The organism is Limosilactobacillus pulli, assembly GCF_947381555.1.
Classification (GTDB): domain Bacteria; phylum Bacillota; class Bacilli; order Lactobacillales; family Lactobacillaceae; genus Limosilactobacillus; species Limosilactobacillus pulli.
Genome location: NZ_CANCWQ010000040.1, coordinates 1 through 11,669, shown reverse-complemented (window position 1 = coordinate 11,669; position 11,669 = coordinate 1). Strand labels below are relative to the sequence as shown.

General features: G+C 33.8%; 10 protein-coding genes and 1 pseudogene. 10 read left to right on the top strand and 1 reads right to left on the bottom strand.

Annotated features, from left to right (window positions below):
* From QOS03_RS08550 to QOS03_RS08505, 10 genes are all read left to right on the top strand, one after another.
* A partial coding sequence (locus tag QOS03_RS08550; RefSeq protein ID WP_283576109.1) for a peptidoglycan amidohydrolase family protein occupies positions 1 to 1,461 on the top strand: 1,461 nt, incomplete at its 5' end.
* 136 nt (positions 1,462 to 1,597) lie between these two features.
* A complete protein-coding gene (locus tag QOS03_RS08545; protein WP_283576108.1) occupies positions 1,598 to 2,680 on the top strand; it encodes an acyltransferase in 1,083 nt (360 codons plus the stop codon).
* Positions 2,681 to 2,801: 121 nt separating this feature from the next.
* Complete coding sequence (locus QOS03_RS08540) at positions 2,802 to 3,917, top strand: glycosyltransferase family 4 protein (RefSeq protein ID WP_283576107.1); 1,116 nt, start codon at positions 2,802 to 2,804, stop codon at positions 3,915 to 3,917.
* A 115-nt stretch (positions 3,918 to 4,032) separates the two neighbouring features.
* The gene (gene glf, locus QOS03_RS08535) at positions 4,033 to 5,154 is read left to right on the top strand and encodes a UDP-galactopyranose mutase (RefSeq protein ID WP_283576106.1); all 1,122 of its coding nucleotides are present in this window, start codon (positions 4,033 to 4,035) and stop codon (positions 5,152 to 5,154) included.
* Between the two features lie 3 nt (positions 5,155 to 5,157).
* Entirely contained in the window at positions 5,158 to 6,579 is a 1,422-nt protein-coding gene (locus QOS03_RS08530; RefSeq protein WP_272225866.1) for a flippase, read from the top strand.
* A 14-nt stretch (positions 6,580 to 6,593) separates the two neighbouring features.
* On the top strand, positions 6,594 to 7,595 hold the full coding sequence (locus tag QOS03_RS08525; protein WP_283576105.1) for a glycosyltransferase family 2 protein: 1,002 nt from the start codon (positions 6,594 to 6,596) through the stop codon (positions 7,593 to 7,595).
* 31 nt (positions 7,596 to 7,626) lie between these two features.
* Positions 7,627 to 8,589: a glycosyltransferase family 2 protein gene (locus tag QOS03_RS08520; RefSeq protein WP_283576104.1), complete on the top strand. Its 963-nt coding sequence runs from the start codon at positions 7,627 to 7,629 to the stop codon at positions 8,587 to 8,589.
* Positions 8,590 to 8,600: 11 nt separating this feature from the next.
* Positions 8,601 to 9,803: a polymerase gene (locus QOS03_RS08515; protein ID WP_283576103.1), complete on the top strand. Its 1,203-nt coding sequence runs from the start codon at positions 8,601 to 8,603 to the stop codon at positions 9,801 to 9,803.
* On the top strand, positions 9,796 to 10,407 hold the full coding sequence (locus tag QOS03_RS08510) for a YveK family protein (protein ID WP_283576102.1): 612 nt from the start codon (positions 9,796 to 9,798) through the stop codon (positions 10,405 to 10,407). The genes QOS03_RS08515 and QOS03_RS08510 overlap by 8 nt, the downstream gene beginning before the upstream one ends.
* A 23-nt stretch (positions 10,408 to 10,430) precedes the next feature.
* The gene (locus tag QOS03_RS08505) at positions 10,431 to 11,300 is read left to right on the top strand and encodes a beta-1,6-N-acetylglucosaminyltransferase (RefSeq protein ID WP_272225861.1); all 870 of its coding nucleotides are present in this window, start codon (positions 10,431 to 10,433) and stop codon (positions 11,298 to 11,300) included.
* 160 nt (positions 11,301 to 11,460) lie between these two features.
* On the opposite strand, the pseudogene QOS03_RS08500 reads toward QOS03_RS08505, so the two are convergent.
* Positions 11,461 to 11,669, bottom strand: a pseudogene (locus QOS03_RS08500) (IS3 family transposase); the annotation flags it as partial.

The following is an 11,669-nucleotide window of genomic DNA, read 5'->3' as shown; positions in this document are numbered from 1 at the left end:
AGCGGTGAGATGTACGCCGGCAAAGAAGCGCAGATCAACGGCAAGTGGTATAACTTTACGAGTGATGGGTCGGCAAGTACGGGCTTTACGAAACTAGCAAGCGGCAAGACGGTCTACTATAATGCACAAGGTCAGATGCAACTCGGTGAAAAGAAAGTAGATGGTAAATGGTTCTATTTCAATGAAAATACTGGCAATGTTGCAGCTGGATTCACTACTTTGCCTGATGGTCGAAGAGTATATTATGATATTGATTTTCAAGATATCAGTAAAAGTAAGGGGATGCTCTATGGTGAACAGACTCTTAAAAATTTGAAATATTATTTTAATGTACAATCAGGAGCTCAAAAAAAGGGTGTCGTATATAATATTGCTACAGGTCGTTTACAATATTATGGCGCGATAGATGGTTCATTAAGTATTAAATTTCAATCTCCGGTAAATACCGCTGAAGATGGAAATATCATTCTTAATGACGGCGAAAACGAAATTAATGGTCAATGGTATTACTATGATGTCCAGAATGGCAAAATGGTAACTGGTTGGAAAAAGTTAGTAGATAATAATCATGGGGGCTATCGTGAGGTCTACTATGATCCTGACACTGCTCAAATGGCACATGGTGAAAAGAAAATCAATGGTGCCTGGTACTATTTTGATAAACAAAATGGGAGTGAAGCAATTTCTAGTTTTGTTAAATTAGTTGATGGGCGAATTACTTACTATGATGAAAAGGGTCACATGTCTTATGGTGAAAAAAAGATTGGAAATTACTGGTACTATTTTAATCTAAGTAACGGTAATGAAGCAGTCTCTAACTTCATCAAGTTGAATGATGGGCGTACAGTTTACTATAACGCTCAAGGTCATATGGTTTATAATTGGCAAAACATCAATGGTAGTACTTATTACTTTAACCCACAAGATGGAAATATGTATGTCGGTGCGCAATGGATTAATGGACAAGAGTACTATTTTGACTACATTACAGGCGCACAGGTGAAGGATCAATGGACTGCTAAACTGCTGGAATGGTTCTTCAATCGAATGGGTAAGTTAACTTATTCAATGGATGGCTCACGAAATGGTGCGGATGGAACCGCTGATTGTTCAGGCTCATTGACTCAAGCATTATATGAGGCGGGTGCTTGGCGATACTCGTTACTATACAACACGGAAATGTTGCATAGCTATCTATTAGGAAATGGCTATCATTTAGCTTATGAAAACAGTGGTTATACTTCACCAGTAGTCGGTGATGTTATTATCTGGGGTCAGCGTGGACATAGTGCAGGCGGTGCTGGTCATACTGGTGTTATTAGCGGTTCCGGTCAAAATGGAACAATGATATCTACTTGTTACTGGACAAAGGGTGAAAAAGGAACTGCTGTTCAAAACTTCCCTTACTTCTGGTACTGGGGTAAAGATGACTACCCATATTACTATGTATATCGTCGTTAAAATAGAGTAGCTAATATTAATTAATAGTTTTAAAATTAAATGTCGATATCATCTTTATGTATGAAACTATGTTTATTAGACGTAGATTTCATATTATGATGGTATCGGCATTTATCTTGTTTTAAAGAGGTTTGGTATGATTAAAAGAAAAAGATACTATTACATGGATTTTTTAGCAATTATTTCTTGCTTTGCAGTTGTAGTGTTGCATACTTCTGCTGCGCCAGGAAATGAAAATATTGACTTGCGAACTTTTCATAGTTCTTCTGTAATAATTGCTTTGATTAATATTTTATTTTCGTTTGCAGTTCCAATTTTTTTTATGCAATCCGGTGCTAATGTATTAAATTATCGTGAGCGATATGATACTAAAACCTTTGCTAAGAAAAGAATTAATAAAGTAGTAATTCCATTTATTATTTGGAGTATATTAGGATTTATTTTTATTACAAAAACTCCTTTTAACTTATTATGGTTTCCTAAATTAATAAAAGGGTTTACTAGTGGGTTAATTGTCGGACCATATTGGTTTTTTTATAACATTATAGGTTTTTACTTGTGTGTTCCATTTTTATCGTTAATTATAAATAAGAAGCACATCCAAACTATTAGGTACATTTTAATACTAACTATCATATTTAATACTATCTTGCCTATGATGTTTCAGATAGCAAAAGTTAACAGTATGATTGTCGGTAGTTTACCAGCGATAGGTAGTTATTTAGAATACTTTATTGTCGGATGGTATATTGTTCACGTTGATATTTCTGACAAGTCGACAAAGCAGATATACACATTGGGAATTATTATGTTAGCATTTGAAATTTTTGCGACAATCTATAGTACATTCTTTATGCCACATAATCTGGCTAATTTCGGCTATGCTTTTGATTATTTAGTTAAAACTTTTTATGATATTAGCAATTTTCCGTCATTTTGTGTAATGGTTGCGTTGTTCATATTCTTTAAAAATCGTGAAAATTTTTTTGTTGAAAAAAATTGGTATCAATGGTTACCTAAAATATCCAAACTAACGTTTGGGGTTTATTTAATTCATCCATTTTTTGTTGTTAAGTTGTTACCACATTTGATTGTAATGACTGAAAACTGGAATACTATGCTAAGGATATTAATGTACCCAATCATTATTTTTCTAGTTAGTGCTATGGCAACTATAGTTTTCAGAAAAATTCCCTTATTAAAAAAGATTGTTCCATAAAGTATTAAAATGTTAATGACTTTTTGTTAAGTATAGGAACTTTTGGTAAAATTAATTATTAGCTATGTTTATATGAATTAAATGGCAAGAGATAACAACGCTTAAAATTGAGGTATTTTAAATGTTAATTGGCTACTTATCACCTACAAATCCTTTTACAGATAGAAAAGCTTGGTCTGGAACGTATTTTAATACCCGGAAAGCTTTGGAGAAGGCAGGTCATCAAGTCGAATGGATAAGCTATCGAAATGATTCGCTTGTGGATAAACTTTTTTCTAAAGTCTACCGTTTAGTATATGGACACGGATCATATACACATTCTGGACTTGCAAGTAAGCTTCGAGTTAAATCAATTAAGCAGGATTTATCAAAATATGATCTTCTTTTTGTTCCTGGTCAAGTTGATATGGTTGCAGGATTGCACACATCTACGCCAATTGTCTATTATACCGATGGCACTGTACCTTTGATGATTGGATATTATTGGTTTGGTTTTTCAAATAGAGCAGTAAAAGAAGCTATTACAATTGAGCAAAAAGCAATTAATAATGCAAGTTATGTTTGGTTGTCATCACAATGGGCAGCTGACTCAGTTATTAATGATTTTCATGCTAAATCGGAAAAAGTTAGTGTTTTTCCATTTGGAGCAGCACTTGATGATGATAAAATAGTTCAATCTTCTCAGTATGACGGTCAAGTTTTAAAAGTAATGTTCTCAGGTGTTGATTGGGTTCGTAAGGGAGGACAGATTGCTGTTGATGCAGTTGAATCGTTAAATGAGCGAGGTATAAATTCTGAACTTTTAATATGCGGTATTGATGCTTTGCCTAATAATTTAAAAAACAAAGCTTTTATTAAAAACAAAGGTTTTTTAAATAAGAATAATCCAAAAGATTTAAAAAGATATTTAGAGACTTGGCAACAAGCCAACCTACTGATTCTTCCTACCAGGGCAGAATGCTCAGCTATCGTTTTTAGTGAAGCAGCAGCTTATGGAGTTCCGGTCATTACAACTGATACTGGTGGTATTGGAACTTATGTGTTAAATGGTGTCAATGGTGAACGTTTACCACTATCAGCAAATGGTAAAGACTATGCCGATATGATCGAGAAATGGGTTAAAGATAAAAAGTTAGAAAAATATAGTAAGGGCGCTAAAGAACTGTACATTAAAAACATTAGTTGGGATGCTTGGGGAAAACATTTTAATGAAATGTTCAAGATTAATAAATCTTAAAAGTATTTATCTGTCCTTTTAAAAGCACAAATAAATGTTTATACTATGTTGAGTTTAAATAAAAGAGCTCTAATCTTAATACGGGCTTTTAATAATAAATCTAAAGAGGAAAAATATGAGTAAATACGATTATTTAGTAGTAGGCGCCGGCTTATTTGGAGCCACTTTTGCCTACGAAGCAGCTAAGCGTGGCAAGCGCGTTAAGGTAATTGAAAAGCGCAGCCATATTGCTGGCAACATCTACACTAAAAAAGTTGATGGCATCCAGGTACACGAATATGGTGCCCACATTTTCCACACCTCGGACAAGTCAGTGTGGGAATACGTTAACCAATTTGCCGAGTTCAACCGCTACACGAACTCTCCAGTTGCCAACTACAAGGGTGAGATGTATAACTTGCCATTCAACATGAACACCTTTAATAAGATGTGGGGAGTTCGAACGCCTAAAGAAGCAATGGCTAAGATCAATGAGCAGCGAGCTGAAATGGATGGCAAAGAGCCTCAGAACCTGGAAGAACAGGCTATTTCTCTGATTGGCCGCGACATCTATGAAAAGCTGATCAAAGGTTACACCGAAAAACAATGGGGTCAAAAGGCCACTGAGCTGCCGGCCTTTATCATTCGGCGCCTGCCAGTTCGTCTGACCTACGACAACAACTACTTTAATGACCTGTATCAAGGCATTCCAATGGGTGGCTACACGCAGATCGTTGAAAAGATGCTAGCCAGCGACCTGATTGATGTTGAATTGGACGTTGACTTCTTTGATAAGCAAGATGAATATCTGGCCAACTTTCCTAAGATCATCTTTACTGGGATGATCGATCAATTCTTCAACTATGAATTAGGTGAGTTGGAATACCGCAGCTTACACTTTGAGACAGAAGAGCTTGATGAAGACAACCATCAAGGTAACGCCGTGGTTAATTACACCGATGCCGAAACGCCATACACGCGGATTATCGAACACAAGCACTTTGAATTCGGCAAGGGCGATGAAGGCAAGACCATCATTACGCGAGAATACCCAGCTGACTGGAAACGCGGCGACGAGCCGTACTATCCAGTCAACAACCAGCGCAACAACGGCCTTTACCAACAATATACGGAATTGGCCGGACAAAAGGCGCCAAACGTTATTTTTGGCGGCCGTTTGGGTCAATACAAGTACTACAATATGGATCAAGTAATCAAGGCGGCCTTAACGACCGTGGCTGAGGAGTTTGACAAGTAAATCATGAAGGTTATCAAAAACTATCTGTATAATGCGGGCTACCAAATTCTGTTAATGTTGGCTCCTTTAATTACAACGCCCTATGTATCACGGGTCTTGGGAGCACATGGCAGCGGTATCAATTCATACACGAATAGTTGGGTAACCTTTTTTTATTTAATTGGTCAATTAGGGATTACTTTATATGGTAATCGTGAGGTTGCCTACCATCGTGATGATAAGCATGAACGTTCCAGAATCTTTTGGGGTATTGAGTTCATGCAATTGATTACGTCAACTATGGCATTCTTTGCATTCTTGTTAGCTATCTTCTTGTTTAGTACGACATTTCGAAAATATTTCTTATTACAATCGTTATGGATTGTTGCAACTGGTTTAGATGTCTCATGGTATTTCATGGGAATGGAAGATTTTAAAAAGACGGTTACACGAAATACAATCGTTAAACTGATATCAATTGGCTTAATTTTTGCCTTAGTTAAAGAACCAGGTGATCTTTGGAAATACATCCTATTATTAGGGCTTGCTCAGGTGGGCGGTAATTTGACTTTATGGCCATATTTGAAAGGTAGTATTGAATGGGTATCGATAAAAGAATGGCATCCATTTCGGCATTTATATCCATCACTATTACTGTTTATTCCCACCATTACGACACAAGTATATTTAGTTGTTAATCGTTTAATGCTAGGACATATGGCTACTCAAGACGCTTTAGGCCAGTTTGATTATGGTGATAAAATTGTTAAGCTGGTTTTATCAGTAGTAACAGCTACGGGTACGGTTATGTTGCCACATGTGGCTAACAAATTTGCAAATGGTGATGTAAAAGAAGTTCGTAAGAGCCTCTATAATTCATTTGATTTTGTTACGGCGTTGTCAGTACCAATGATGTTTGGTTTAATGGCAATTTCAGCTAAATTTGCTCCTTGGTTTTTAGGAAGTGAGTATCTTCAGACGGGACATTTAATTTTTCTTGAAGCTCCAATCATTCTTTTTATAGCTTGGAGCAACGTCATTGGTATGCAATATTTGATGCCCATTAATAGGGTTCATGAGTACACGATGTCGGTTACAGTAGGAGCAGTTGTTAATATAATTGCCAATCTATTTTTAATAGAAGTTTATGGTGCTGAAGGTGCCTCAATTGCAACTGTGATCTCTGAGTTTGCGGTTACGGCTGTGCAATTATATTGCATTCAAACAACTATTAAGCGTAGAAAACTATTTGTAGCGTTCTGGCGCTATTTATTAAGTGGTTTTTTGATGTATTTGGTAGTTTTACGTTTAGATCAAATGATGACCATGAATATTATTAATTTGATAATTCAAGTAATCATTGGTGCAGTAATCTATATTGCTTGTCTGTTTATCCTTAGAGCACCGATAATTAAACAGGCTAAAAAGTTATTGGCAAATCGCTAATTAGGGAGAACTAAATGTCAAGTATAACTGTTATAATTAGTGCCTATAATGCAGCTAAAACAATCGAACGATGTGTAAATAGTTTATTGAAACAGGATATTGGAATAGACTATAAAATCTTAATTTTTAATGATGGCTCTACTGATACTACTTGGGATGTTTTACAAAAGTATAAAGATAATTGCTATATTCAATTAATTAATAAAAAAAATAGTGGTGCTTCTGAAACAAGAAATCAAGGTTTAGACTTGGTTAATTCGGAATATGTTACTTTTGTAGATTCAGATGATTATGTTGATTCAAACTATTTAAAGGTATTGCTGAGTCAATACCAAAAGAATAATATTGATCTTGCAATTTGCGGTTATCGAAAGGAGTTGCCGGATGGTATAACTCTAATGATTGGAACGGGTTCAAACACCATTTTAAATAGGAAACAGGCACTTCATGATATATTGATAAGCTATGGCTTTGAAGGATACTTGGTTAATAAATTATTTAAGTTTTCTATTATCAAAGAACACGGGTTAAGGTTTGACAAAAATCTTAGAATATCGGAAGATTTATTATTTTGTATTGAATATCTTATGTATTGTCAAAAGATTAGTTATGACCCTACGCCGGTATACCATTATATACGGTATGAAAATAGTCAATTGCATTCTAATCAAATAGGTGCACAATATACAGGAAATGGGTTAAATGCACTTTCAACTTTCGATAGACTTAACGAAGTAGTTCCAATGAATTATAGCGATTATCATCAAGAAGTTAATGCAAGAATTTGTTGGATAGCTGTCACGCAATTAAGAGCTATTGAAGCAGCCCCAAATAGAAAGAAAGTAGATAAGGATACTTATGGGATGCTTCGTGAGTTAGCACTAAAGTATCGACCAGACTTTATGAAAAACACTGTTTTGCCAAAACGTGATAAACTTATCTACTGGATTAATTGGTTTTTTCCAAGGACATTTGGGTTCCTATGGAGAAAGCTAAAATTGCAGGATCATAGCTGAATAATATTATATTTTGAAAAGGAAGAGAACTTTGGAAAAAGTATGCGCGGTCTTAGTCACGTATAATCGTTTAGAATGTCTGAAAAGGGTTCTGACTGCTTTAAATAGCCAGACAAAAGAAATTTCTAAAATTTTTGTTTTTGATAATAACAGTACGGATGGAACGTCAAAGTATTTGGAAAATCATGGTTTTAAAATACTAAGTTCTTCAGATGAAGTTAAAAATAATATTAGTTCTAATCGGATGATTTCATTTCGCAGTGAAAAAAATTTAGGTGGTTCAGGTGGATTTGCTAACGCAATTAAAATGGCGTCTAAATTTGATTCTGATTATTTATGGATAATGGATGATGATGTATTGCCAGAAAATAATTGCTTGGAACTATTATTGCAAAAAATGCATGATTTAAATGTTAAAGTAGCAATCCCAAGTCGTAGTGATAGTAATTATGAGGACTCAGTTGTTAAAGCTTTAGATTTTAACAACTTCTTGAAGTATACGCCATATTCAAGAAAAGAATTCTATCCTAAACCTTTAACTAAGGATTATTACTATGTCGTAGACATGGCATTTGAAGGCCCTTTAATAGATATGGACACAGTTCGAAAAGTTGGAATACCTGATGATGGCTTTTTCTTAGAATATGATGACTCTGATTATGCTCAACGTCTTCAAAAATATTCTAAAATAGTTTATGTTACTAATGCAGTTTTGCATCGGCAACTAGCTAAAAAAAATAAAAAGTCAGTAACTTCTAAAAGAGATCGTTATACATGGCGAACATACTATATGTTACGTAACAATATAATTTTTGATCGTCGTTACGGGAAAAATTGGGCAGTTAGAAATATAAGTCCTCGATTATTACTTATTCATAAAATGGTTAAATCTATTTTAGACGGATATGCAAAGGATAATCTTCCATTGTTATTTAAAGCATATCATGATGGAATGAACAATCGAATGGGAAAAAGGGTAGATCCTAATTATTAGAATGGAGACGTATGTTGAAAGAAAAGTTTCAAAAAATTTGGATAACTAAAATTACTGGTCAACAAGTATATATTTTTTCACTTGTTCTCTATCTTTTTTTTGCTTTCCTACAAAATTCGACTTTCCATGCGTACTTGGGTAGTCGTCCGTTTAATTTGGTTTCCTATTTAGTAGTTGGATTATTAATATTGAAAATTATTTTTCTTGATGATTATTCTTCTATTCAAAGAGGAATAATTTTCTTGATTTTAATATTGGCAATGATTTCATGGTTGAAGTCAAAGTCAAATTTAATTATTGTAATGATGGTATTTATACTTAGTGGGCAAGGCGTATCATTTAGAGAAGTTGTTAAATACTACTATAATGTTACGCTAATTATTTTTGCAGTCGTAGTTACTAGTTCATTACTAGGTGTTATTAAAAATTTGATTTTCGTAGTTAAGGGACGTGCAATTAGATATTCACTTGGTATTGTTTATCCAACTGATTTGGCTGCAAGAGTATTGTACTTATTATTGGCCCATGCATTTTTGAACTTTGAAAGACTTAATTGGAAATATTACTTTTCATATTTTTTAATTGACGTTGTTTTAATGAAAATCACGAATGCTAGATTAAGTGTTTTATGTATTTTAATAATGATTGGAGTATTAATAATTGCTAAAAGAGCATCAAATCATCCAGATGGAATTTCAAGATTGTTTATTTCTATATATTGGATGGCAGCCCCTATTCTGTCTTTTTTAGCAATAATCGCTACCTATTTTTATGATGGTGAAAATCATATTTACACAAAGATTAATCACCTTCTTTCAGGAAGGCTTTCTTATGGTAGTTTGGCTTTTTACAACTATAAGATTCCCTTATTAGGTCAAAAAGTTATTGAACATGGTTTGGGTGGCAATTCAGGTTTGAGGATTTTCCATCACTCGAATCAAGGATATTTCTTTATCGATTCATCATATATGCGCCTATTAATGATTTATGGTCTGCTAATGTTATTAATCGTAATTGGTATAATTATGACCATTTCAATAAAAGCGATCTTAAATAAAAATTTTGTTTTACCAACAGTTATGTTAATTGTTGTAATAAGCTGTATGGTCGAACAGCATCTATTAGAATTATCCTATAACCCTTTTTTACTAGCATTGCTTACTAGTTGTAAACCTATAAATCATAGAGTGAAAGGAAAATTTAATAATGAATAACAAAAGCTACAGTATGAAGGATATTTCTTTAATTGTAATGAAAAACATTGTTTTGATAGTAATTCTGGGGATTATTGGAGGGGGAGTTTTCTTTGTTTATGCAAAACATAAGGAAACTACGCTTTATACTGCAGAACGAAGCTTGATTATTAGTCATGGCAAAGATGATGATAAACAAGTAAAGACTGATCTAATGATGGTACCAACATATGCAGATATTGTTGAGGGTAAGCAAGTTGCAGATCAAGCATATAAGAACTTGTCTAAGAAAGATCAACATAAGTATTCCAAAAAAGAATTTGAGGAGGATATTACTGCTGATTCTGAACCAAACTCATTGGTTATTAATGTAAAAGCTACATCTGCTAGTCCTATTGAATCTTTAAAATTAGTTAATAATACAGTACAAGCAGCCAAAAGTGAATTACCTAAAATTCAACCAGGTTTAGGAAGAGTGTATGCTTATACAAAAGCCACTAAAGAAGATGTAAGGGTTCAAAAACATAGTTCTGTCAAGAAATATACGTTAGTTGGGGTTGCTTTAGGACTTTTGGTAGGAATGATAATTGCGTTTTTGATCAGTACTAAGAAATATTTACTATAAAATTTGCTAAATGGTGATTAAATATGCAAGCAGTTTTAATTTTAGCTCATAAGAATATCGATCAAGTGGTTGAATTATGCGAACGTTTAAAACCTTACTTTGAAATATATATTCATTTTGATAAAAAAGTTGAATTAACTTCTCGACAACGAACTGAGCTAGAAAAAAATGGTGTAAAATATTATTCCAAATATAATGTTAAATGGGGAAGTTATAGTATCGTTAGAGCAACCATTTTGCTAATGAAAAAAGCTCTAATGAATAAAAAGATAAATTACTTTCATTTGCTTTCTGGACAGGACTGGCCCATGCAGTCACCTGAAAAAATTTATAGCTTTTTTCAGAATACAGATAAAATTTATATGAATTATTGGCGAGCAGTTGATGTAAAGAAGACGGGTGAGCCAGAAATTTGGTGGGTGAAATATTATTTCAACTACGATAACATTAACCGTCGAACATTTTTTGGGAAAATATATCATCGTTTGTTATTGATGGTACAAACTGTCTTGCGTATAAATAAACTAAAAAAGTATGGTTGGAAAGCTGAAAATATATATGCCGGTCAAGAATGGGTAGATGTTCCTAGAGATGCTTTAGAGTATGCAATTAACTATTATGATACTCACAAAGAACTTGAGAAAATTTTTAGAACTAGTTTTTGTTCAGATGAAATATGGCTTCAAACTATCTTAGTCAATTCAAAGTTTAAAGATAGAATAGATAAAAATATTCATCATTTTATTGAAATGATAGAAAAGCATGGAAGTCGCCCAGCAATTTTAGATGAGGATGATTTTAGTAAAATTATTCAAGGCGATTATTGGTGGGGGAGAAAAGTTGAAAGACCCATATCAAATGGATTAATTAAACTTCTGGATGAACGAATATAGACTTTTGCAAGAAAATAACGATATTTTGCACTCTTAGAATATTAGAGTATATGATTTAATATAGTAATTATGTATTTATATAAGACAAAAGAAAGTAGATAAATGGTTAATAGGTTTATGGTACTGTGCCCTGTCAAGTTTACACATTAAATAATAAAAATTAGTTGGCCTTGCCAAAACGGTATTCCGCTGCGGTAAGGTCATTTCTCTTCGCTGAGATAAATTTTTCAGTGAAATAGGTAATTCCTTCTCTAACTTGTCCTTCTAGTTCTAATAATGTTTGTGCTTTAGGCAGGTGTGCGATCCAAATAGCCTTAAAATCTGCCCACCAATGTTCCATTACGGCATTGTCAGCCGGTGTCCCTGGTG

What these genes read in the sequence shown, in the direction of transcription:
- QOS03_RS08525 (WP_283576105.1), top strand. Translation starts at nt 6,594, where the DNA reads ATGTCAAGTATAACTGTTATAATTAGTGCCTATAATGCAGCTAAAACA.
- QOS03_RS08530 (WP_272225866.1), top strand. Translation starts at nt 5,158, where the DNA reads ATGAAGGTTATCAAAAACTATCTGTATAATGCGGGCTACCAAATTCTG.
- QOS03_RS08545 (WP_283576108.1), top strand. Translation starts at nt 1,598, where the DNA reads ATGATTAAAAGAAAAAGATACTATTACATGGATTTTTTAGCAATTATT.
- QOS03_RS08510 (WP_283576102.1), top strand. Translation starts at nt 9,796, where the DNA reads ATGAATAACAAAAGCTACAGTATGAAGGATATTTCTTTAATTGTAATG.
- QOS03_RS08540 (WP_283576107.1), top strand. Translation starts at nt 2,802, where the DNA reads ATGTTAATTGGCTACTTATCACCTACAAATCCTTTTACAGATAGAAAA.
- QOS03_RS08515 (WP_283576103.1), top strand. Translation starts at nt 8,601, where the DNA reads ATGTTGAAAGAAAAGTTTCAAAAAATTTGGATAACTAAAATTACTGGT.
- glf (WP_283576106.1), top strand. Translation starts at nt 4,033, where the DNA reads ATGAGTAAATACGATTATTTAGTAGTAGGCGCCGGCTTATTTGGAGCC.
- QOS03_RS08505 (WP_272225861.1), top strand. Translation starts at nt 10,431, where the DNA reads ATGCAAGCAGTTTTAATTTTAGCTCATAAGAATATCGATCAAGTGGTT.